The 20977-nt window shown below is 69.2% G+C and carries 21 protein-coding genes; 9 read left to right on the top strand and 12 right to left on the bottom strand.

Annotation, left to right across the window (positions count from 1 at the left end; translation table 11 throughout):
- Nucleotides 1-73 precede the first annotated feature (73 nt).
- Entirely contained in the window at nt 74-1630 is a 1557-nt protein-coding gene (locus tag EPAKOI_RS02715) for a formate dehydrogenase beta subunit (protein ID WP_423192898.1), read from the bottom strand.
- A complete protein-coding gene (locus tag EPAKOI_RS02710; protein WP_124682302.1) occupies nt 1627-2148 on the bottom strand; it encodes a formate dehydrogenase subunit gamma in 522 nt (173 codons plus the stop codon). The genes EPAKOI_RS02715 and EPAKOI_RS02710 overlap by 4 nt, the downstream gene beginning before the upstream one ends.
- A 136-nt stretch (nt 2149-2284) precedes the next feature.
- On the opposite strand from EPAKOI_RS02710, the gene EPAKOI_RS02705 reads away from it, so the two are divergent.
- Nucleotides 2285-3376: a substrate-binding domain-containing protein gene (locus EPAKOI_RS02705; RefSeq protein WP_423192897.1), complete on the top strand. Its 1092-nt coding sequence runs from the start codon at nt 2285-2287 to the stop codon at nt 3374-3376.
- A gap of 52 nt (nt 3377-3428) precedes the next feature.
- Here the strand turns inward: EPAKOI_RS02705 and EPAKOI_RS02700 are convergent, their stop codons facing one another.
- From EPAKOI_RS02700 to EPAKOI_RS02685, 4 genes are all read right to left on the bottom strand, one after another.
- Nucleotides 3429-5150, bottom strand: a complete 1722-nt coding sequence (locus EPAKOI_RS02700) for a M30 family zinc metallopeptidase (protein ID WP_423192896.1) — start codon at nt 5148-5150, stop codon at nt 3429-3431.
- A 189-nt stretch (nt 5151-5339) separates the two neighbouring features.
- Nucleotides 5340-6290 (bottom strand): polyphosphate kinase 2, encoded by a 951-nt coding sequence (ppk2, locus tag EPAKOI_RS02695; protein WP_124682305.1) that lies wholly within the window; start codon nt 6288-6290, stop codon nt 5340-5342.
- Between the two features lie 100 nt (nt 6291-6390).
- The gene (locus EPAKOI_RS02690) at nt 6391-7443 is read right to left on the bottom strand and encodes a transporter (protein WP_313835426.1); all 1053 of its coding nucleotides are present in this window, start codon (nt 7441-7443) and stop codon (nt 6391-6393) included.
- Nucleotides 7444-7503: 60 nt separating this feature from the next.
- Nucleotides 7504-9027 carry a sigma-54 interaction domain-containing protein gene (locus EPAKOI_RS02685; RefSeq protein ID WP_423192895.1) on the bottom strand — a complete coding sequence of 508 codons (1524 nt, stop codon included), beginning with the start codon at nt 9025-9027 and terminating at the stop codon, nt 7504-7506.
- 264 nt (nt 9028-9291) lie between these two features.
- Here EPAKOI_RS02685 and EPAKOI_RS02680 point away from each other — a divergent pair, with 264 nt between their 5' ends.
- The 7 genes from EPAKOI_RS02680 (at nt 9292) to EPAKOI_RS02650 (ending at nt 15063) form a co-directional block, all read left to right on the top strand.
- Nucleotides 9292-10683, top strand: a complete 1392-nt coding sequence (locus EPAKOI_RS02680) for a GntP family permease (protein WP_313835424.1) — start codon at nt 9292-9294, stop codon at nt 10681-10683.
- A gap of 16 nt (nt 10684-10699) precedes the next feature.
- Nucleotides 10700-11476, top strand: coding sequence for a 3-hydroxybutyrate dehydrogenase (locus EPAKOI_RS02675; RefSeq protein ID WP_423192894.1), 777 nt, complete (start codon nt 10700-10702; stop codon nt 11474-11476).
- Nucleotides 11477-11528: 52 nt separating this feature from the next.
- A complete protein-coding gene (locus EPAKOI_RS02670) occupies nt 11529-11744 on the top strand; it encodes a type II toxin-antitoxin system RelE/ParE family toxin (RefSeq protein WP_423192893.1) in 216 nt (71 codons plus the stop codon).
- Nucleotides 11737-12057 carry a helix-turn-helix domain-containing protein gene (locus tag EPAKOI_RS02665; protein WP_423192892.1) on the top strand — a complete coding sequence of 107 codons (321 nt, stop codon included), beginning with the start codon at nt 11737-11739 and terminating at the stop codon, nt 12055-12057. The genes EPAKOI_RS02670 and EPAKOI_RS02665 overlap by 8 nt, the downstream gene beginning before the upstream one ends.
- A 165-nt stretch (nt 12058-12222) precedes the next feature.
- Nucleotides 12223-12966, top strand: a complete 744-nt coding sequence (locus tag EPAKOI_RS02660) for an acetoacetate decarboxylase (RefSeq protein ID WP_423192891.1) — start codon at nt 12223-12225, stop codon at nt 12964-12966.
- A 25-nt stretch (nt 12967-12991) separates the two neighbouring features.
- Nucleotides 12992-13774: a 3-hydroxybutyrate dehydrogenase gene (locus EPAKOI_RS02655; RefSeq protein WP_124682311.1), complete on the top strand. Its 783-nt coding sequence runs from the start codon at nt 12992-12994 to the stop codon at nt 13772-13774.
- A gap of 71 nt (nt 13775-13845) precedes the next feature.
- Complete coding sequence (locus tag EPAKOI_RS02650; protein ID WP_124682312.1) at nt 13846-15063, top strand: DUF3734 domain-containing protein; 1218 nt, start codon at nt 13846-13848, stop codon at nt 15061-15063.
- Between the two features lie 4 nt (nt 15064-15067).
- Here EPAKOI_RS02650 and EPAKOI_RS02645 read toward each other — a convergent pair whose 3' ends face one another.
- The 6 genes from EPAKOI_RS02645 to EPAKOI_RS02620 all read right to left on the bottom strand — a co-directional run bounded on the left by EPAKOI_RS02645 (nt 15068) and on the right by EPAKOI_RS02620 (nt 19606).
- Entirely contained in the window at nt 15068-15823 is a 756-nt protein-coding gene (locus tag EPAKOI_RS02645; protein WP_423192890.1) for a response regulator transcription factor, read from the bottom strand.
- Nucleotides 15824-16149: 326 nt separating this feature from the next.
- Nucleotides 16150-16575: a cupin domain-containing protein gene (locus EPAKOI_RS02640; protein ID WP_423192889.1), complete on the bottom strand. Its 426-nt coding sequence runs from the start codon at nt 16573-16575 to the stop codon at nt 16150-16152.
- Between the two features lie 4 nt (nt 16576-16579).
- A complete protein-coding gene (locus EPAKOI_RS02635; RefSeq protein ID WP_124682315.1) occupies nt 16580-17059 on the bottom strand; it encodes a carboxymuconolactone decarboxylase family protein in 480 nt (159 codons plus the stop codon).
- A 165-nt stretch (nt 17060-17224) separates the two neighbouring features.
- A complete protein-coding gene (locus EPAKOI_RS02630) occupies nt 17225-17725 on the bottom strand; it encodes an Ohr family peroxiredoxin (protein ID WP_423192888.1) in 501 nt (166 codons plus the stop codon).
- 18 nt (nt 17726-17743) lie between these two features.
- The gene (locus EPAKOI_RS02625) at nt 17744-18493 is read right to left on the bottom strand and encodes an SDR family oxidoreductase (RefSeq protein ID WP_423192887.1); all 750 of its coding nucleotides are present in this window, start codon (nt 18491-18493) and stop codon (nt 17744-17746) included.
- Nucleotides 18494-18634: 141 nt separating this feature from the next.
- The gene (locus tag EPAKOI_RS02620; RefSeq protein WP_253699945.1) at nt 18635-19606 is read right to left on the bottom strand and encodes a GlxA family transcriptional regulator; all 972 of its coding nucleotides are present in this window, start codon (nt 19604-19606) and stop codon (nt 18635-18637) included.
- Nucleotides 19607-20172: 566 nt separating this feature from the next.
- Between EPAKOI_RS02620 and EPAKOI_RS02615 the strand changes: the two genes are divergently transcribed.
- Nucleotides 20173-20964 carry a sensor histidine kinase gene (locus EPAKOI_RS02615; protein WP_423192886.1) on the top strand — a complete coding sequence of 264 codons (792 nt, stop codon included), beginning with the start codon at nt 20173-20175 and terminating at the stop codon, nt 20962-20964.
- Nucleotides 20965-20977: the final 13 nt, after the last annotated feature.

The raw sequence follows: 20977 nt of genomic DNA, 5'->3' as shown, positions 1-20977 counted from the left end.
CTGCTTTGTAGGGATGCGCGCCCCTGAGAGGCGCGTCATTCTGGTTGGGTGGCCGTGAGGCGGCGGCCGGCGGTCAGGCGGCCCGGGCGGGCTTTGGCGCCAGGCCAAAGTCCTCCGGGAATTCGTCGAGCGCGGACAGCACCGGGTACGGCGTCATGCCGCCCATCGCGCACAGCGACCCGGCCAGCATGGTGTCGCACAGGTCGCGCACCAGCGCCACGTGCTTCACCGGCTGGTCGCCCGCCAGGATGCGGTCGATCACCTCCACGCCGCGCGTGGAGCCGATCCGGCACGGCGTGCACTTGCCGCACGACTCGATCGCGCAGAACTCCATCGCGTACCGGGCCATCCTGGCCATGTCCACCGTCTCGTCGAACACCACGATGCCGCCGTGCCCCACCACCGCGCCGAACGCGGCGTAGGCCTCGTAGTCCAGCGGCGTGTCGAAGCGCGATTCCGGCAGGTACGCGCCCAGCGGGCCGCCCACCTGCACGGCGCGGATGGCCCGGCCGCTGCGCGTGCCGCCGCCGAAGTCGAACATCAGCTCGCGCAGCGTCACGCCGAATGCCTTCTCCACCAGCCCGCCCTGCCGGATGTTGCCGGCCAGCTGGAACGGCAGCGTGCCGCGCGAGCGGCCCATGCCGAAGTCGCGGTAATGCTGCGCGCCGCGCGACAGGATCACCGGCACCGTGGCCAGCGAGATCACGTTATTGATGACCGTCGGCTGGCCGAACAGGCCCTTGAGCGCCGGCAGCGGCGGCTTGGCGCGCACCACGCCGCGCTTGCCTTCCAGGCTTTCGAGCAGCGCGGTTTCCTCGCCGCACACGTAGGCGCCGGCGCCCTTGCGCACTTCGAGCGTGAAGCGCCGGCCGCTGCCGCGGATGTTGTCGCCCAGCCAGCCCGCCTGCGTGGCGATGGCGATGGCGGCCTCGGTGGCGGCAATCGCGTGCGGGTATTCGGAACGGGTGTAGATGTAGCCGGACTCTGCGCCGACGGCCAGGCCGGCGATGGTCATGCCCTCGATCAGCATGAACGGGTCGTCCTCCATGACCATGCGGTCCGAGAACGTGCCCGAGTCGCCCTCGTCGGCGTTGCAGACGATGTACTTGACCGGCGACTGCGCGGCCAGCACCGTCTTCCACTTGATGCCGGTGGGGAACGCCGCGCCACCCCGGCCGCGCAGGCCGGAGTCCAGCACCTCCTGCACGATCTGCTCGGGCGTCATCGACAGCGCGCGCGTCAGGCCGGCGTAGCCCTCGTGGGCGATGTAGTCGTCCAGCGACAGCGGGTCGGTGATGCCGACGCGGGCAAACGTCAGGCGCTCCTGGTGCTTCAGGAACGGGATTTCGTCGGTCGGGCCGTGCGCCAGCGCGTGGGCGCCGCCCGCCAGGAAGCCGGCGTCGAACAGCGCGCCAACATCGTCCTCGGTCACCGGGCCGTAGGCCACGCGGCCGGCTGGGGTCTGCACCTCGACCAGCGGCTCCAGCCAGAACATGCCGCGCGAGCCGTTGCGCACGATGCGAACGTCGGCGCCGCGCCGGGCGGCCTCGGCGGCGATGGCCTGGGCCACCTCGTCGGCGCCCAGCGCCAGCGCGGTGGAGTCGCGGGGGACAAAGACGGTGGTGGTCATGCGCGGACCTCCTCGTCTTCGCGGATGGCGTCCACGAGCCGGTCGAAGCGCCGGGCATCCACGCGGCCGTGCAGCCGCTCGCCGATCATCATCGACGGGCCGGTGGCGCACTGGCCCAGGCAGTAGACCGGCTCCAGCGTGAACTGGCCGTCGGCCGTGGTCTCATGGAAATCGCAGCCCAGCTTGCGGCAGGCGTGCTCGGCCAGCGCATCGGCGCCCACCGACTGGCAGGCCTCAGCGCGGCAGACCTGCACCACGTGGCGGCCGGCCGGCTGCTGGCGGAAATGGTGGTAGAACGTGATCACGCCATGCACCTCGGCGCGCGACAGGTTCAGTGCCTTGGCAATGACCGGCACCGCGTCGGCCGGGATAAAGCCCTGGCTGTCCTGGATGTCGTGCAGGATCGGCAGCAGCGCGCCAGGCATGTCACGCCGGGCCGCGACGATGCGCGCAATCTCGGATGCGGGTACGGGGGTGCCACTGCCGGCTGGCGCCGTGGGGATGGCGGTGTCTGGCATGCTGTCTCCATTCTGTTCTGTCGATCCCGATATCGGCTTTCTTATTCATATTCGGGCACATCACAACGGGCGCTTCGGCCTCTTTGTGCCACTATATGACCGTGTTTTGCCCCGTTCAATATGCTATTTTCCGCATATGCTACGCATCTCGATCCTTCCCCACCTGCAGATCCGCGACGATACCACCCCGGCGCCCGCGCCAGCGCTGGATGTGTCCCGACTGGTGGCCCTGCTGGGCCTGATCGAATCGACCGGAAACATCGCGCAATCGGCCGAGGCCATGGCGTTGTCATATCGCTACGCCTGGGGCATCCTGCGTGACGCCGAAACCCTGTTCGGCGGGGCGCTGATCGCCAAGACACGCGGCCGGGGGTCCACGCTGACCCCGCTGGCCCAGCAGCTCGTGTGGGCCAGCAAGCGCATTGCGGCGCGGCTGACGCCCACGCTGGACAGCCTGGCGTCCGAGCTGGAGATCGAACTCAAGAAGCTGATGGCGGCCAGCGACCCGGCCGTGCGCATCCACGCCAGCCACGGATTCGCCGTGGCCGCACTCAGGGATTTCCTTGACGAGCAGAAGGTCCGCCACGACCTGAAGTACTGCGGCAGCCTGGAGGCGGCCGCCGCGCTGTCCGAGGGCGCCTGCGACATTGCCGGCTTCCACGTGCCGATGGGCGAGTTCGAGGAAGAGACGCTGCGCGGCTTCACGCGCTGGCTGCACCCCGGCAAGCATTGCCTGATCCACCTGGCCACGCGCCAGCAGGGGCTGTTCGTGCGCCCCGGCAATCCGCTGCAGATCCACTCGCTGGAAGATCTGACGCGCGCCGACGTGCGGTTTGTCAACCGCCAGCCCGGCTCGGGCACGCGGCTGCTGCTGGACCTGATGCTGGCGCGGCGCGGCATCGACAGCAACGCCATCGAGGGCTTCAGCAACGGGGAATTCACCCATGCCGCGGTGGCCGCCTACATCGGCAGCGGCATGGCCGACGTGGGGTTCGGCGTGGAAACGGCCGCCCGGCGCTTCAACCTGGAGTTCGTGCCGGTGCTCAAGGAGCGCTATTTCTTCGCGCTGGAGACCGAGGCGCTGGACAGCCCCGCGCTGGTCGGGGCCGTGGCCGCCATGAAGAGCGGCAGCTTCCGCGAGCGCGTCAACGCCCTGCCCGGCTACGACGGCGCGCTGACCGGCACGGTCCAGAGCTTTGCCGAAGCATTCCCGGCCGTGCGGCTCTAGCGGCCGCCGCTGACTGGCGCCCGGACCTGCCCGGGCGCCCCTTTCCGACGACTCAGTAGACCACCACCGACAGCGACACGCCGGCCGGCACGCGCACCTTGTCGGTGTACACGCCGCTGGTGTTCGGGCTGCGCGGCGCGATGTAGCTGGCGTTGCCCTGCAGCATTGACGGCGCGGTGGCCGGCAGCCGGCGCAGCGCCAGGTAGCCCGCCGCCGACGGGTCGATCGCGGGCAGCGTGAGCGTGCCGTCGGTCCATGCGGGATAGCCGTAGCTGCCCGGCGTGCGGCCCAGCGGCATGTTGCTGTTGGTGGTGGCGCGCCAGTTGACCATCGCCTGGTCGAAGCCCCACTCGGGCCGGGACGCGCGAATCGCCTCGTCCAGCACCTGGCGCGAGTTCGCCGTGGGCCGTGCCAGCAGGTCGCGGAAGAACCCCACGCCAAGCTGGCGGTTCAGGAAGCCGCCCAGGCTGCCCGACACCGCGTAGCTCTCGCAGGTGGCGCCGAAGCCGGTGAAGACCGTCACGTCGCAGTTGTAGTCGCTGTAGCGGTAGTAGTCGGCCAGGCGGACGTCCCGGATGGGGTTGTAGCTGGTGCTGATGGCGGCGCTGACGAAGTCTTCCATCTGCATGGCCGTCATTTCCTCCAGCCACGTGTCGTAGGCGTAGGTGGCGCCCATGCTCACCTGACGGCGGTAGAAGTTCTGCATGTGCGTGCCTTCGTGCGCCATGGTGGTCTTGACCGACCGCATGCCGTCGGCGCCGGCCGCCATCGTCTCGCTGTCCAGGTACAGCGAGATCGCCTCGTTGCTGTTCGCTTCCTTGCTCTTCAGGAAGTTGTGCACGCCCCAGAAATAGCCCACGGTGCCGAACGGCTTGCCGTCGCGGTTGAAGTTCAGCACGACGATATCGACCGGCATGCCGGCCGGCAGCATCGACGTGGTGAACGCGTTGGCGCCCCAGAGCTTGCCGCCCAGGCCCACCAGCCGGTCGTAGACCATGCCGCCGCCCGCGAACGCGCCGCCCAATTCTGCCACCATGGCATCACTCACATTGGCCGCCTCGGCGGTCTCGACCCACAGGTTGACCCGGGTGCCGTCGCTGGCGGCAAGCTGCTTGCGCAGCGTGGCCGGGCGCTGGGTGCCGTCGATGTGGTACCAGTTGCGCGTGGCGCCCTCGCCCATCGCCGTGGTGCCCAGCGACGCCGCGAGCGGTGCCGGCGCCGCCAGCGTGCTGCGCATCGGCTCGCCAGCCGGGCGGGCGGCATCGGCCCAGCCACTGCGGTTGAATTCGCCGATGGCACGGTGCATGGCCTCTTCGTCCGACGTCTCGGTCAGCGCCTGCGGCGAGATCATCTCGGCGGCCACGCGCGACGACAGCCCGCTGGGCATCGCCACCGCGGCGGCGGCCGTGTTGTAGAGCTGGAGCCAGACCGACTTGCCGGCCACGCCCGAGATCGCGTACTGGACGTCGACCGCCGCGCCGCTGCCGTTGGGGTATCCCCAGACGCCGACGTCGGTGCCCGCATAGCTGCTCGATGTGGCCGCGCCGCAGGCGGCACACGCCTGGGACAGGCCGTTGACCAGCAGCGGCTCGGCCGCCGTGGGCGAGGTGGGCGCCGGGGCGGCAGACGCCTGGCTGGTCGCGGCGCTGCCGCCGGCATCGTCGCCACCGCCTCCGCCGCAGCCGGCCAGGGCAAGCGCGGCCAGCGCCGCCATACCGGTCAATCCGGCGGAGAATCGGGCGCGTGCACCGGCACGCAGGGTATTGCGACGCATCTTGGGGACTCCAGAAACAAAGCGACCTCCGGGTCGGGCGCAGGCTCGCGTCCGGCGGAGGGCTCTCCCAATAACGACGCAGATGGCGTCAGATTGAGCGGCCGTTAGATCGCTTTGGGCAATCTTTCGATGCAACGGCCGTTTCAATCTGTCGTGAAACGCACGCAGGCTGGCGTGCGTGGGCGGGGGTCAGTAGACCTCGGGGATGTACATGTTGTCGGGCACCGGCTGCCGCGTGTAGTCGGCATGGCGCTCGCGCTGGGGCAGCACGATGCTCGCCTGCGCGGGCTCCACGTAGGGCATCTGCTGGAGCAGGTGGTGGATGCAGTTCAGCCGCGCGCGCTTCTTGTCGACGGCCTGCACGACCCACCAGGGCGCCTCGGGGATGTGGGTCCGCTCCAGCATGACCTCCTTGGCGCGCGTGTAGTCTTCCCAGCGGCGGCGCGACTCCAGGTCCATCGGGCTCAGCTTCCACTGCTTGAGCGGGTCGTGGATGCGGCTCAGGAAGCGCATGTGCTGCTCGTCGTCGGTGATCGAGAACCAGTACTTGATGACCTGGATGCCCGAGCGCACCAGCATGCGCTCGAACTCCGGCACCGAGCGGAAGAATTCCTCGTACTGCTCGTCGGTGCAGAAGCCCATTACGTGCTCCACGCCGGCGCGGTTGTACCAGCTACGGTCGAACAGCACCATCTCGCCGGCCGCCGGCAGGTGCGACACATAGCGCTGGAAGTACCACTGCGTGCGTTCCCGGTCGTTCGGGGCGGGCAGCGCCGCCACGCGGCACACGCGCGGGTTGAGCCGTTGCGTGATGCGCTTGATGACCCCGCCCTTGCCGGCCGCGTCGCGGCCCTCGAACAGGATCACCACCTTGTGGCCCGTGGCCACCACCCAGCTCTGCAGCTTGACCAGTTCGCCCTGCAGGCGGAACAGCTCGCGGAAGTAGCGATGACGCTCGGCGCGCTCGGCCTCGTCGCCGTTGAGGTTGCTGTTGTCGCCGGGGCCGCCCGATTCGCCGGCCAGCACGCTCTGCACCAGCGTCGGGTCGCGGTCTTCCAGTTCGAGTTCCAGTTCCTCGTCGTAGTAGTCCGCCACCTCGCGGTGGATGCGGCGGATCAGTTCCTCGTCGTTGTAGTTCATGGCTATCCTCCATTGCACGCGCCGGACGGCGGGCGCCTTGGTGACCGATCGTACGCCCGCCCCGTGGCAATTCGATGAACTGTCATAGAGGCACGATGCATCACATCATGCCGCCTTCCTGCTTGCGGAACGCCCAACGCCCCGCCAGCACCGTGAAACTGGCCACCAGCACCACCAGCACCCAGAAGCCGTGCGGGTGTTCGGCCAGCGGGATGCCGCCGACGTTCATGCCGAAGAAGCCTGCCACGATGTTGATCGGCAGCGCCAGCACCGTGACCAGCGTCAGCGTGAACAGCGTGCGGTTGGTCTGCTCGTTGAGCTTGGCGGCGATTTCTTCCTGCAGCAGCTTGATCCGCTCCACCAGCGCGGCCAGGTCGCTGAGCACCAGCGAGAACTCCTCGGTCGACTCCCGCAGCTCCTGCAGGTCGCTTTCCTGCAGCCACGCGGGCGGCCGGTTCAGCAGCCGGAACAGCGCGCCGGGCTCGGGCGCCAGCAGCCGCTGCAGCCGCACCAGCCCGCGCCGCATCGACCCCAGGTCCGCCCGGTTCGACTGCAGCCGCTGCGACAGCAACTGGTCCTCGATCTGGTCCACGTTGACGCCGGTCTCACGCACGATCTGCACCAGCACGTCGGCCTGGTCCTGCAGCAGGTGCACCACCAGTTTCAGCGGCGAGCCGAACATCTCGCCCCGGCGCACGGCGGCGCGCAGGCGGTCTACCGAGCGCAGCGGGCGGGCCCGGGCGGTGACCACCAGCCGGGAGTCGGCATGGGCCCAGAGTGTCGAAATGTCGGTCGACGTCACCCCAAAGTTGTAGATCACGTCGTTGACCACGGCCAGCAGCGCGTCGTCCTGGCGCTCGATCCGGGTGGAGCGCGAGCCCTGCCGCAATGCCTCGAAATAGTCCTCGGGCAACGCCAGCTGGGCCCGCATCCAGCGCTCGCAGGCGCTGTGCGACAGGTTGAAATGCAGCCAGACGAACGGGCGTTCGCCCTGCGTCGCATCGTCCGGCCCGGCCGCGGGATGGCCGCGCAGCCACGCGGCGGCGGCGTTGGAATCGATCTCGCGCCCGGGCCGCCCCGGCTCGAACAGGAAACCGCTGACCAGCCCGACCGGATCGGAACCATAGCCGGTCTCGACAATGCCCGATTGCATGCATCCTCCCTTCACGTTGCCTCGCGCGACGGTATCACGCCGCCGTGTCGGTTCGTACGGTCAGCCCGCCCCGCGCGCGGCGGCCAGCTTCTTGTAGAACGCGGCGCGGCTGATGCCCACGCGCGCGGCGGCCTCGGCCACGCGGCCGCCACAGGCATCCAGCGCCTGCGCCAGGAACGTGGCCTCGAATTGCGCCATGGCATCGGCGTAGGACAGCGGCGGCGCGGAGGCGGGTGCGGCTGGCGGGACCTCGGCAGCCACGGCGGCCACGGGTGCCAGCGCCGGGACCACCTCGCCCGGTCCGGCCGGCGCCGGCTCCGGTGCCAGCGCCGCCATGGCGGGCCGCCGGGCGCCCAGCAGCGGCGCCAGCGCGGTGGCGTCGACCGAATCCTCGTCGCAAAGCATCACCGCGCGCTCCAGCACGTTGCGCAGCTCGCGCACGTTGCCGGGCCAGTCGTAGTCGGCCAGCAGCCGCAGCGCATCGTCCTGCAGGCCAATCGGATGGCGCTCGGCCTTGATGCTCAGTTCCTCGACGATGGCCGACACCAGCGGCAGCAGGTCCGCCCGGCGCGCGCGCAGCGGCGGCAGCTCGATCGTCAGCACGTTGAGCCGGTAATAGAGATCGGCGCGAAAACGGCCGTCCGCCACCAGCGCCGGCAGGTCGGCCGAGGTGGCGGCGATGATCCGCACGTCGCTGCGCACGATCCGGTTCGACCCCAGCGGCTCGAACTCGCGGTCCTGCAGCGCGCGCAGCAGCTTGCTCTGCAGCGCCAGCGGCATGTCGCCAATCTCGTCCAGGAACAGCGTGCCGCCGTCGGCCAGCTCGAACTTGCCAACCCGGCCCTTGCGGTCGACGCCCGTGTAGGCGCCCGGCGCCGCGCCGAAGAATTCGACCTCCAGCAGCGTCTCGGGGATGGCGGCCACGTTGACGGTCACCAGCGGCCGTTCGGCGCGCGCCGAGCCGGCGTGGATGCCGTGGGCCAGCAGTTCCTTGCCCGTGCCGGTCTCGCCCAGCAGCAGCACCGGCGACTCCACCAGCGCCGCGCGCCGCGCCTGGCGCTTGACCTCCTGCGCGGCCGGGCTGGCGCCGACAAAGCTGGCGAACGTGTACTTGGCGCGGCGGGCATGGTCCAGCGAGCGCCGCGCGGCCGCCAGTTCGGCCTGCACGCGCGAGTAGTGCGCAAAGATCGGCGTCAGCGCCTTCAGTTCGTCGAACAGCGCAAAACCCACCGCGCCGATGGTGCGGCCGCTGTCGTCCTTGATCGGCAGCCGCGTCACGATCATCGGCTCGCGGTCGGTTTCCAGCAGGTCCAGCAGGATCGGCTTGCCGGTGGTCACCACCTCGCGCATCAGGCTGTTCGGAATCACCTGCTCGCAGTCGAGCCCGATGGCGTCCTGCGGGTTCGTGAACCCGAAGCGCGCCGCGTAGCGCTTGTTGATCCAGACCACGTGCGCGTGCTCGTCCACCACGAACGTGCCCTCGCTGAAGTTCTCGAACGTGCGGAACAGCGATTCCATGGCCCGCCGGGCCACGTAGTCGTAGTCCAGCAGCAGGGCGCCACCGGGCTCGGCGATCTTTTGCATCGGGTGTGGGTGTCTCGAAGTGAAGACGCGCAGTGTCTCACAACGGAGACACGGGTGGTTCGCCACCGCTTGCGTTGTCTCAATGTCGAGACAAAAGGGCGTGGGATACACTTCCAGCGCCTTTTCGACAAACGTTTTTGGTGTGGCACAGAGCCTGCTACTGAAGCGGCCCCTTGTCATCTGCGCGAGGGAATATCGCATTCGACGGCACGGCCAGGCATCCGCGCTGCTCGACCGCATTCAAGAACAAGCGATGGAGACCCCATGTCCTTTGTAGTAGTGCTCGCCGCACTGGCGTTCCTGATGTTCGCCGCCTACCGCGGCTACAGCGTGATCCTGTTTGCCCCGCTGGCCGCCCTGGGCGCCGTGCTGCTGACCGACCCGTCGGCCGTGGCGCCCGTGTTCTCCGGCATCTTCATGGAGAAGATGGTCGGCTTCGTGAAGCTCTATTTCCCGGTGTTCATGCTCGGCGCCGTGTTCGGCAAGGTCATCGAGCTGTCCGGCTTTTCCGAATCGATCGTCGCCGCCGCCATCCGCTACATTGGCCGCTCGCGCGCCAACGCGGTCATCGTGGCGGTCTGCGCGCTGCTGACCTACGGCGGCGTCTCGCTGTTCGTGGTCGTGTTCGCGGTCTACCCGTTCGCGGCCGAGCTCTACCGCCAGAGCAACATCCCCAAGCGCCTGATGCCGGGCGCCATCGCGCTGGGCGCGTTCTCGTTCACGATGGATTCGCTGCCGGGCACGCCGCAGATCCAGAACATCATCCCGACCACGTTCTTCAACACCACGTCCTGGGCCGCCCCGGTGCTGGGCGTGGCCGGGTCGCTGTTCATCATCATCGTGGGCCTGTCGTACCTGGAATGGCGCCGCCGCGCCGCCGCCGCGCGCGGCGAGGGCTACGGCACCAGCCTCGTCAACGAGCCGCAGCGCATGGAAGGCGGCAAGCTGCCGCCGCCGCTGCTGGCCATCCTGCCGCTGATCGTGGTGGGCGTGTCGAACTTCTGGCTCACGCGGATGATCCCGCTCTGGTACGGCCAGGCCAACAGCGTGTCGCTGCCGGGCCTGTCTAAGCCGGTGGAAACCAAGATCGCCAGCGTGACGGCCATCTGGGCCGTCGAGGGCGCCCTGCTGCTGGGCATCGTCGTGGTGCTGGCCACCGCGTTCGGCGCCGTCAAGGCGCGCTTTGCCGAAGGCACCAAGAGCGCCGTGTCGGGCGCGCTGCTGGCATCGATGAACACCGCCTCGGAATACGGCTTCGGCGGCGTCATCGCCGCGCTGCCGGGCTTCCTGGTGGTCAGCGACGCGCTGCGCAGCATCCCCAACCCGCTGGTCAACGCGGCCGTGTCGGTGAGCACGCTGGCCGGCATCACCGGCTCGGCCTCGGGCGGCATGAGCATCGCGCTGGCGGCCATGTCCGACGTCTTCATCCAGGGCGCGCAGGCCGCGCAGATTCCGCTGGAAGTGCTGCACCGCGTGGTGTCGATGGCCAGCGGCGGCATGGACACCCTGCCGCACAACGGCGCCGTCATCACGCTGCTGGCCGTCACCGGCCTCACGCACCGCGAGTCGTACCGCGACATCTTCGCCATCACGCTGATCAAGACGCTGGCCGTGTTCTTCGTGATCCTGGTGTTCTACCTGACCGGCCTGGTCTGACAAGCAAGGAGGCATCATGGTCAATCTGCAAGGCAAGACCGCGCTGGTCACCGGCTCCACGAGCGGCATCGGGCTGGGCATCGCCCAGTCGCTGGCCCAGGCCGGCGCCAACATCGTCCTGAACGGCTTTGGCGACGTGGACGCCGCGCTGGCGGCCATCGCCGCCACGGGCGCCCAGGCCGTGCACCACCCGGCCGACATGCGCCGCGCCGACGAGATCGAGGCAATGTTCGCGCTGGCGCAGGCGCGCTTTGGCGGCGTGGACATCCTGGTCAACAACGCCAGCATCCAGCACGTGTCGCCCGTGGAGGACTTCCCGGTCCAGAAGTGGGACGACATCATCGCCATCAACCTCAGCTCGGGCTTTCACACCACGCGGCTGGCGCTGCCGGCGATGCGCGCGGCCAACTGGGGCCGGATCGTCAACATCGCGTCGGTCCACGGGCTGGTCGGCTCGGCCGGCAAGTCGGCCTACGTGGCCGCCAAGCACGGGCTGGTGGGCCTGACCAAGGTCACCGCGCTGGAGACAGCCGCCACCGGCATCACCTGCAACGCCATCTGCCCCGGCTTCGTGCTGACGCCGCTGGTGGCCGCTCAGATCGACGCCATCGCACAGCGCGAGAACATCCCGCGCGACGCCGCACAGGCCCGGCTGCTGTCCGACAAGCAGCCGTCCGGCCAGTTCGTCACCCCCGAACAGCTCGGCGGCCTGGTGCTGATGCTGTGCTCGCCCGCCGGCGAGCAGGTGCGCGGCGCGGCATGGGCCATGGACGGCGGCTGGACGGCACAGTAAGCCGCCTGGCACGACCCGATCGGTTCAGGAGCCCCGGCGTTGCCGGGGCTTTTTGCTTGTTGTCGGTCAAGGGCGCAGCATCATCCTGAGCAAAGTCGGAAGTATCTGGATCTATGTTTTCCTTTTCGCCAAGCAGGACCGCGAGAACATCGACGATGCCGAACTCAAGGAATTTCGGAAACTTGCCAAGCTCTATAACGCGATGAAAGCCGCAGACATGGACCGATTGCTGCAATCAAGAGAGCTCGTGGAGATCTGCAATGGGTAAGACGCGCTATAGAAGCGACGCGTTCGAGGCGATTCACAGCGCCGCAAAAGGGCTGCACGACGCCCGGATCATCGACAAGAAGACCATGCGGGAGTTCGACGCATCCTGCATCGAGAAGCCTCCCGAGTTCACGGCCAGGGACATTGCCCGGCTTCGGCAGACATTCAACGTCAGCCAGAGCGTTTTCGCGGTGTACCTGAACACCAGCACCTCCACGGTGCAGCAATGGGAACGCGGTGACAAGAAGCCCAGCGGCATGGCGGCCAGGCTCCTGCAAATCATAGACAAGCACGGGCTGGGCATCTTCAGCTAACGCCCCCCCAAACCGCTCACCCCCTCATACCTAAGCATCGCGCCGGCGATACGCAGGTGTAATGGCTTGACGCCTCCGGGCCTTCCAGAATGAATCCGGGCCGCGATGGGCTGCCGTCATCGGGACGGCGGCGTCGCGGCGCGGCATTGTTATGGAGGCCATGCCATGGACGTCCAGACCATCCGGGAGCGCGCGTATGCCACGCCGCTGTGCAGCCCGGCCTACCCGATGGGACCGTACCGGTTCCTGCAGCGGGAATACCTTGTCATTTCGTACCGCACCGATCCGGACCTGTTGCGCGCGGTGGTGCCCGAGCCGCTGGCGGTGGCCGAGCCCGTCGTCCACTACGAATTCATCCGCATGCCCGATTCCACGGGCTTTGGCGACTACACCGAGTCCGGCCAGGTGATTCCGGTGACCTACCAGGGACGGCCGGGCAACTACACGCACGCGATGTTCCTGGACGACCATCCGCCGCTGGCGGGCGGCCGCGAAATCTGGGGGTTTCCGAAGAAGCTGGCGAGCCCGCGCCTGTCAGTGGAAAAGGACACGCTGGTGGGCACGCTCGACTACGGCCCGGTGCGCGTGGCGACCGGGACGATGGGCTACAAGCACCATTGCATCGCGCCCGACCCGGTGCGCGACGCCCTGGCCGACACGCCAAACTACCTGCTCAAGATCCTGCCCCATGTCGACGGCACGGCACGCGTGTGCGAGCTGGTCTGTTTCTTCCTCAAGGACGTGGCCGTGCGGGGCGCCTGGACCGGCCCCGCCGCCCTGTCGCTCTTTCCCCACGCGCTGGCCCCGGTGGCGTCGCTGCCGGTGCTGGAGGTGCTGGGCGCCAGGCACTACGTGGCCGACCTGACGCTGGGCCTCGGCGAGGTCGTGTTCGACTACCTGCAACAGTAAGCCAACCCGTTATCCGGAGAACATCATGAAGCTTCAAGGCAAATCGGCCATCGTCACGGGCGCCGCCAGCGGCATCGGCAAGGCCATCGCGGAACTGCTGGCCCGGGAGGGCGCGGCCGTGGCCGTGGCCGATCTCAACGAGGAGGCGGCCGTCAAGGTGGCCCGCGGGATCGAGGCTGCGGGCGGCCTGGCCATGGGCGTGGCGATGGACGTGACCGACGAGCAGGCCGTGGACCGCGCCACCGATGCGGTGGCGGACCGCTTTGGCGGCGTGGACATCCTGGTCTCGAACGCCGGCATCCAGATCGTCAACCCGATCCACGAGTACAGCTTTGCGGACTGGAAGCGCATGCAGGCCATCCACGTGGACGGCGCCTTCCTGACCACGCGCGCGGCGCTGCGCCATATGTACCGCGACAATCGCGGCGGCACGGTGATCTACATGGGCTCCGTGCACTCGCACGAAGCCTCGCCGCTCAAGTGCGCCTACGTGGCCGCCAAGCACGGGCTGCTGGGCCTGGCGCGCGTGCTGGCCAAGGAAGGCGGCGAGCACAACGTGCGCTCGCACGTGATCTGCCCGGGCTTTGTCCGCACGCCGCTGGTCGACAAGCAGATTCCCGAGCAGGCCCGGGAGCTGGGCATCAGCGAGGAAGAAGTGGTGCGCCGCGTGATGCTGGGCGGCACCGTCGACGGCGTCTTCACCACCGTCGACGACGTGGCGCAGACCGCCCTCTTCCTGTGCGCGTTTCCGTCGGCCGCGCTCACGGGCCAGTCGTTCGTCGTCAGCCACGGCTGGTACATGCAATAACGCAGGCGGGCCGCCCGCCCCGGCCCCGGCCGCCGCGCGGGCGCGCCCCCGTCAGAGCAGGAACACAGATCATGTTTCAAGAGAGACAGGACTTGCAGGGCAGCTCGGGCGCGGCAACCGCGCACACGGCCGTGGACGACCGCTACGCGGTCAAGGCGCTGGTGCTGCAGGGCGGCGGCGCGCTGGGGTCGTACCAGGCCGGCGTGTACCAAGGGCTGGCCGAGGCCGGCATCACCCCGAACTGGGTGGCGGGCATCTCCATCGGCGCGCTCAACGCGGCCATCATCGCCGGCAACCCGCCGGCCCGGCGCGTGGACCAGCTACGCGCGTTCTGGCAGCACATCTGCCGCCAGCCGTGGCTGCCAAGCCTGGTGCCGTACGACCTGATCGCCGACAGCGCGCAGCACTGGCCAGACACGATGCGGGTCTGGTTCGACGCCATCGAGGCCGCGCGGGCACTCGTGGAAGGCCAGAACGGCTTTTTCTCGCCCCGGCTGTGGCCCACCGGCTTCGTGCAGCCAGCGGGCGCACACACCGCCAGCTATTACGACACCGGGCCGCTGAAGGCCACGCTGGAACGCTTTGCCGATTTCGACCGCATCAACCGCCCGGACGAACTGCGCGTCTCGGTGGGCGCCGTCAACGTGCGCAACGGCAACTTCGCCTACTTCGACAACACCCGGACGCGGCTGCGCGCCGAGCATTTCATGGCGTCGGGCGCGCTACCGCCGGGCTTTCCGGCCGTGGAGATCGACGGCGAGTACTACTGGGACGGCGGGCTGGTCTCCAACACGCCGCTGCAGGCCATCCTGCGCGAGCACCCGCGCCGCAACGCGCTGATCTTCCAGGTGGACCTGTGGAGCGCGCGCGGGCCGCTGCCGCATACGCTCGAAGCGGTGGCCACGCGCCAGAAGGACATCCAGTATTCGAGCCGCACGCGCAACATCACGGACCACATGAGCGAGCAGCAGAACTTCCGCCGCCTGCTGGCCGACGTGCTGGCGCTGGTGCCGCCGGCCCGCAGGCAGAGCGAGGCGTACCAGCGCGCCGCGGCGGATGCCTGCGACGTCCGCCGCAACGTGATCCAGCTCATCTACCGCGACAAGCCGTTCGAAGGCAGCGCCAAGGACTTCCAGTTCGGCCCGCTGACGATGCGCGAGCACTGGAACAGCGGGCTGGACGATATCCGCGGCACGCTGGCGCATCCCGAATGGCTGGCGATGCCGCCGCACGACGACCCGTTCGTCACGCACGACATCCACCGCCACCGCAACGCGGGCGGTCAATAGGCGGTCAGTAGGCCGGCATCGGCGGCGCCGCGCGCATGGCCGGGCGCGGCGCCGGCCCCATCGCCACGGCCGGGGCCGCCAGCGCTTCCGTGGCCAGCGGCGCCATGGCGTTCTGGCCGAGCGTGGGCAGCTCCAGCTCGATGGCCATCTTCACCAGGTCCGCGAACGTGCGCGCGGCCATCTTGCGCATGGCGCGGCTGCGGTGGATCTTGATCGTGACCTCGCTGATGCCGATGCGCCCGGCAATCTGCTTGTTCATCAGCCCCGACACCGCCAGCGCCATCACCTCGCGCTCGCGGGCGCTCAGCGTGGCGTAGCGGGCGCGCAGGTCGTCGCAGCATTGCAGCGCCTGGCGCTTGCAGCGGTCCACGTCGATGGCGCCTGTCACGGCGTCCAGAAAGTCCTGGTCGCGGAACGGCTTGGGCAGGAAGTCGAGCGCGCCGGCCTTCATCGCGCGCACCGTCATCTCGATGTCGCCGTGCCCGGTGATGAACACCACCGGCAGGCCGATGCCGCGCCGGACCATCTCGCGCTGTACCTCCAGCCCGTTGGCGCCGCGCAGCCGCACGTCCAGCACCACGCAGCCGGGCACCGGTTCGATCTGCGCGGCCAGGAACGCGTCGGCCGACAGGAACGACCGCGAGCGGATGCCGACCGAGGCCAGCAGGTCGGCCAGCGCGTGGTTCAGGCCGGGGTCGTCGTCGACGATGTAGACGACCGGTTCGACGGCTTCGCGGCCGCGCGGGGGCTTGGGTGTCATGGCGTGCACGATGGACTCCGGATAACGCTGCAGGCAGGGATGGAACGATGGTGCAACCAGTCTAGAAACCACGCGGCACCGCAACAAGACGCCGCCGGGGGAGGCCGCGTTTCCGTGCGCGCACCAATCGGCAGGGCCGGTGGCAGCCCCGCGCGGCACGGAAAAAAGGCCGACGCCCCCGGAGGCGGAAGGCGTCGGCCAACGGGACCGAACAAGGTCGCTACATGAAGACGGGGGCAGGCATCGGGATGTGGCCGCCGCGCGGGGCGGCGGGCACGGGATGCGCGCGGCAGGGCCCCGCCTGGGGCCTGCCGGCGTGGGATGGCTTACTGGACCGGCGTCAGGATCGGCGCGCCCTGCTTCTTGATCAGGAACACGACGAACTTGGCCGGCTTGCTCTTGCTGGCGTTGCGACCCACGGTGTGGACGTCGTCCGGGCCTTCGTAGAACGTCTGGCCGGCCTTGAGCGTGACTTCCTTGCCGCCCTTCACGCCCATGACGATGGTGCCTTCCAGCACGTAGATGAAGCCGTGCGCGTCGTGGCGATGCACGGGGTCGTAGCCGCCCGGCGGGTACTCCACGACGATCATCTCGACTTCCTTGCCCGGGTAGTCGGCCAGCGCCTGGCGGGTCAGTTCCGTGACCTTGGCGTCGGTGGGCCCGGCCAGCGCGGGCTGCGCGAAGGCCAGCCCGGCCGCGGCAACCAGCGCCGCGAGCGATGCAAGCGATGCAAGCGATGCAAAGCGCCTCATGGCATCACTCCAGGCCGGCCTTGTCCAGGCCGAACATCTTGTCGGCCGATCCCGGCACGGTCTGGAACGCCACGTTGAGGCGGTTCCAGGTGTTGATCACGCCGATCTGGAACGTCAGGTCCGACAGTTCCTTTTCCGAGAACTGCGTGCGCACGCGCTCGTACAGGTCGTCGGGCACGCCGTGCGCGGGCAGCTGGGTCAGCGCCTCGGTCCAGGCCAGCGCGGCGCGCTCGCGCGGGGCGAACAGCGTGGATTCGCGCCAGATGGCCACGTGGTGCAGGCGCAGCTCGCGCTCGCCGTGGATCTTGGCCTGCTTGATGTGCATGTCGACGCAGAACGCGCAGCCGTTCAGTTGCGAGGCGCGAATTTCCACGAGTTCGCGGATGTGCTGCTCGATCGTCGTCTTCTGGAACAGCCCGCCCAGTTCCACGAGCTTCTTCGACAGTTCCGGGGATTGCTGAAAGTAGTTCAAACGTTGCGACATGTGTCTCTCCTGCAGGTGGATGGGAATGTTGCTCGCCGGGCCCCTTTGCACGATCGCGCCAAGGTGGGCACTGCTTGCATCGAATCGTAGTGCGCCCCGTGGGGCGCGGGTAGTGCCGTGTCGGTGCCCAGTCTGTTGCCCTGGGAACACCAATCGGCGGGCGGGTCAGTCGATGACGCAGACAATGCTGTGCATGCCCTCGCGCGCCAGCTTGGCGTACGGGCACAGCCGCTCGGTGTTGCGCACCAGTTCCTCGGCCACGGGCCGCGCCACGCCCGGCATGCGGATGCGGATCTCGGCCACCAGCGCGTAGCCGCCATCCACCGGATCGCGGCCGAACGACACCTGCGCGGCCACCGTCGCCGGCGTCATGTCGATGCCGGCGCGCCTGGCCAGCAGGCTCAGCGCGCCGTGGAAGCAGGCGGCGTAGCCGGCCGCGAAGAGCTGTTCCGGATTGGTGCCGCTGCCGGGCCCGCCCAGCGCGGTGGGCAGCCGCAGTTCAAGGATCAGGTTGCCGTCGTCGGAGCGCGCCACGCCCGACGCGCGGCCATGCGCGGCCTGGCCGCCGGTCACGGTGACCGTCGTCGTGTACAGCGCGGTGAATCCCTGACCCAGGTAGCGGTCGAGCAACGTCAATGGCGGGGGCTGTAGCCCCTCGTTCTCCATGGAAGTGTCTCCTGGCGGCTATTTCTGCTGGGTGCGGATCCAGTCCTCGTAGCGGATGGTGCCCAGGCGCGCGTCGCCCTCGGGCACGAGCGTGCCTTCCTGCAGCACGGCGCCGAAGTAAGGCGCCGCCGGGTCGCCGCTGACCGTGAGCGGGTTGCCGGTATCGGCCAGGTAGCGCCGCACGATCTCGTGCATGCGAAAGCGCTCGGGGCCGGCGGTCTCGACGATGCCGTTGACGGGCGGCGCCAGCGCGGCGTCGGCCACGGCCTGCGCCACGTCGTCGGAGGCCATCGGCTGGATGTAGGCGGTGGTGATGCGCAGCGTGTCGGCGCCGCCGGCGGACTGCGCGATGGCGCCCAGGAATTCCAGGAACTGGGTGGCGCGCACGATGGTGTACGGCACGCCCGCGCCGCGGATCAGCGCTTCCTGGGCGTTCTTGGCGCGGAAGTAGCCGCTCTGTTCGAGCTTGTCGGTGCCCACCACGGACAGCGCCACGTGATGCGACACGCCGGCCACCTTCTCGGCCGCCGCCAGGTTGCGGCCGGACGCCTCGAAGAATTCCAGCACCGCCTTGTCCTCGAACGACGGCGAGTTCGCCACGTCGACCACCACCTGGGCGCCGTTCAGCGCCTGCGCCAGCCCTTCGCCGGTCACCGCGTTGACGCCGCTGGCCGGCGACGCCGCCAGCACCTGGTGCCCCTGCGCCTGCAGGCGCGCCACCACTTTCTTGCCGATCAGGCCCGCGCCGCCAATCACTACGATGTTCATGATGTCTCTCTCCATGCTGGGGTGGACCGCGTCCACATACCGGCATGCTAGGTGGCGCCGCCGCGCCGCGCCAGACTGGCGCCGGACGCACCATGTTTCCCAAAAAGCATCAATCGGATCGCGGGCCGGCCGGGGCCGGCGCTAGCGGTTGATCTTGAGACGGTACTCGCTCGGCGACAGCCCGAAGTGGCGCTGGAACGTCACGCGCATCCGTTCCTCGCTGCCAAAGCCGCAGTCGCGGGCGATCACCTCGATGGGCCGGTCCAGGTCCTGCAGCTGGCGCCGCGCCGCTTCCACGCGAAAGTGCTCCACGCCCTTGGCCGGCGTCCGTCCGGTCTTTTCCTTGTAGACCCGGGCGAAGTTGCGCGGACTCATGCCGACGTGCTCGGCCAGTTGCTCCACGGACAGCTCCGCGCGCGACAGGTTCTGCATGATCCACAGGTGCAGCGACTCGAACACCGGCACCTGGCGGCTCTGCGAGATCAGGATCTCGCTGATCTGTGGCTGGGCGCCGGGCCGCTTCATGTACACGGCCAGTTCCTTGGCCGAGTTCAGCGCCACCTCGTGGCCGTAGTCGGCCTCCACCATCGCCAGCGCCAGGTCGATGCCGGTGGTCACGCCCGCCGACGTCCACAGGTTCTGCTGCCGCACGAAGATGGCATCCGGGTCCAGGTCGACGGTCGGAAACAGTTCGCGAAAGCGGCCCAGCATGGCCCAGTGCGTGGTGGCGCGCTTGCCGTCGAGCAGGCCCGCGAAGGCCAGCAGGAACGCCCCGCTGCACACCGACGCCATGTTGCGCACCGTGCCGGCCGCGCCGGCCAGCCAGCCGATCAGCGCAGTCTCGGTGCGGGCCACTTCGAGGATGGTTGGCGACCCCGGCACGATCACCGTGTCGACCATGCGCAGGTCGAACGACGCCAGCGAGACCGAATCGAGCGTGGTGCCCTCCACGGTTGCCACGGGGCCGCCCGCATAGCTGGCCGTATGGCAGCGGTATCCGGCCATGCCCCGCGCCCGCGCGTAGTTCGACGCGGCCCAGAACACGGTCTGGGGTCCGGCAAGGTCGAGCAGGCTGACGTCGGGGTATGCCACGAACAGGACGTTGCGCGGCATGTCTTCAATGTTTCCCGGGGCGGGGGGCGGCTGGTTCGGAAGCATGGCAGGTAAGGCGGTGGACGGTGGATGCTATGACAGCGGGGCAGTCCCGCGCAAGCTTGCGCGCGGTGCGTGACACGGCCGGGGCGGGGCGGCCCCGCCGCGACGCGGCAAACGGTTGGAGAGGCCGCGTGGGCACGGGCAGGGTTGTCATCGTTTTGGGCTCCCGTCTGTCAGGTCCGGTGGCGTCGCACGACGGACGGGCATGGGCCGGGCGTCCCCGCGGCACGTGGCGGGTTGTCGGTGCGACAGGGCAAATCGGGGAGCGAGTCTAGTGAGCGGCGGGCCCGGTCACAAGCGGCCGGCGCGAGCCACGCCGTTTCCACTTTTGCACCAATCGGCGACGAAATCGCACTGAAGTGCCGCGCCCGGCTGGCCGTCTGGCAGGAAACACGGGAACGCTGTCATTTACGGCATATTAAGCGCTTATTAACATCGAACGCACCGGTCCATACGGGTGTTCGGGGTGTGCGGGAAGGTGTCCTGCCGAGCCGGCGGCGTGACCGAAATCAGCGAGAGAAGCAATGAATGACGCAGTTCGCGTGGCGGTGGTGGACCCCAGCGCCTCCGCGCCGGCGCCCCCGGCTGCCGATGCCGAGGGCCGCCGCGCGCTGCATGCCGATCGCCTGGCCGTGCTGGGCCGCAGCGTGGCGATGATCGTGCACGACGTGGTGCAGCCGGTGGCGTCCGTCGCCACGCGCGGACAGGGCGCGCTGCGCTGGCTACGCCAGGATCCGCCCGACGTGGCCCGCGCCATTGCCTCGCTCGAATCGCTGGTGGCCGATGCCGGACGCGCCGGCACCGTGCTGGCGGACTTGCGCGCGCTGGCGTGCCCGCAGGCGCGGCCGCCGCAGCCGGTGCCGCTGGATGGCGTGCTGCGCGACACGCTGCGCTGGCTCGACGACGACCTGCGCCGCCACGGCGTGACGGCGGCGCTGGACCTGCCGGCCGCGCCGCTGCCCGTGCTGGGCGAGCGCGCGGCGCTGCAGCAGCTCTTCGTCAACCTCGTGGTCAACGCGATCGAGGCCATGGCCGGCACCGACGCCGCGCCACGCGCCGCGCGCCCGTTGACCGTCACACTGCGTGCCGACGGCCGCGCGGCCGTGGCGACCATCAGCGACCGGGGCTGCGGCCTTGCCGCAGACGCCCTGCCCCGGCTGTTCGAGCCGTTCCAGACGACCAAGGCGGATGGCATGGGCGTGGGGCTGTCGATCTGCCGGCGCATCGTGGCCGACCACGGCGGCACCATCGACGCCATGGCGCGGCCCGGCGGCGGGGCAACCTTCGTGGTGCGCCTGCCCTGCGCCGCCGCGTAGCAGCCCGGCCGCA

This window comes from Cupriavidus sp. H18C2 (assembly GCF_049393795.1).
In the GTDB taxonomy this organism is placed as follows: domain Bacteria; phylum Pseudomonadota; class Gammaproteobacteria; order Burkholderiales; family Burkholderiaceae; genus Cupriavidus; species Cupriavidus pauculus_C.
The sequence above is the reverse complement of the archived record's forward strand: the minus strand, read 5'-3'. Positions and strand labels throughout refer to the sequence as shown.

Bases quoted from the DNA above. Each gene is read 5' to 3' on its own strand.
- EPAKOI_RS02635 (WP_124682315.1), bottom strand. From the start codon at position 17,059: ATGTCGCAACGTTTGAACTACTTTCAGCAATCCCCGGAACTGTCGAAG.
- EPAKOI_RS02630 (WP_423192888.1), bottom strand. From the start codon at position 17,725: ATGGAGAACGAGGGGCTACAGCCCCCGCCATTGACGTTGCTCGACCGC.
- EPAKOI_RS02675 (WP_423192894.1), top strand. From the start codon at position 10,700: ATGGTCAATCTGCAAGGCAAGACCGCGCTGGTCACCGGCTCCACGAGC.
- EPAKOI_RS02620 (WP_253699945.1), bottom strand. From the start codon at position 19,606: ATGCCGCGCAACGTCCTGTTCGTGGCATACCCCGACGTCAGCCTGCTC.
- EPAKOI_RS02710 (WP_124682302.1), bottom strand. From the start codon at position 2,148: ATGCCAGACACCGCCATCCCCACGGCGCCAGCCGGCAGTGGCACCCCC.
- ppk2 (WP_124682305.1), bottom strand. From the start codon at position 6,290: ATGAACTACAACGACGAGGAACTGATCCGCCGCATCCACCGCGAGGTG.
- EPAKOI_RS02715 (WP_423192898.1), bottom strand. From the start codon at position 1,630: ATGACCACCACCGTCTTTGTCCCCCGCGACTCCACCGCGCTGGCGCTG.
- EPAKOI_RS02625 (WP_423192887.1), bottom strand. From the start codon at position 18,493: ATGAACATCGTAGTGATTGGCGGCGCGGGCCTGATCGGCAAGAAAGTG.
- EPAKOI_RS02660 (WP_423192891.1), top strand. From the start codon at position 12,223: ATGGACGTCCAGACCATCCGGGAGCGCGCGTATGCCACGCCGCTGTGC.
- EPAKOI_RS02645 (WP_423192890.1), bottom strand. From the start codon at position 15,823: ATGACACCCAAGCCCCCGCGCGGCCGCGAAGCCGTCGAACCGGTCGTC.
- EPAKOI_RS02615 (WP_423192886.1), top strand. From the start codon at position 20,173: ATGAATGACGCAGTTCGCGTGGCGGTGGTGGACCCCAGCGCCTCCGCG.
- EPAKOI_RS02650 (WP_124682312.1), top strand. From the start codon at position 13,846: ATGTTTCAAGAGAGACAGGACTTGCAGGGCAGCTCGGGCGCGGCAACC.
- EPAKOI_RS02700 (WP_423192896.1), bottom strand. From the start codon at position 5,150: ATGCGTCGCAATACCCTGCGTGCCGGTGCACGCGCCCGATTCTCCGCC.
- EPAKOI_RS02685 (WP_423192895.1), bottom strand. From the start codon at position 9,027: ATGCAAAAGATCGCCGAGCCCGGTGGCGCCCTGCTGCTGGACTACGAC.
- EPAKOI_RS02680 (WP_313835424.1), top strand. From the start codon at position 9,292: ATGTCCTTTGTAGTAGTGCTCGCCGCACTGGCGTTCCTGATGTTCGCC.
- EPAKOI_RS02655 (WP_124682311.1), top strand. From the start codon at position 12,992: ATGAAGCTTCAAGGCAAATCGGCCATCGTCACGGGCGCCGCCAGCGGC.
- EPAKOI_RS02640 (WP_423192889.1), bottom strand. From the start codon at position 16,575: ATGAGGCGCTTTGCATCGCTTGCATCGCTTGCATCGCTCGCGGCGCTG.
- EPAKOI_RS02690 (WP_313835426.1), bottom strand. From the start codon at position 7,443: ATGCAATCGGGCATTGTCGAGACCGGCTATGGTTCCGATCCGGTCGGG.
- EPAKOI_RS02665 (WP_423192892.1), top strand. From the start codon at position 11,737: ATGGGTAAGACGCGCTATAGAAGCGACGCGTTCGAGGCGATTCACAGC.
- EPAKOI_RS02705 (WP_423192897.1), top strand. From the start codon at position 2,285: ATGCTACGCATCTCGATCCTTCCCCACCTGCAGATCCGCGACGATACC.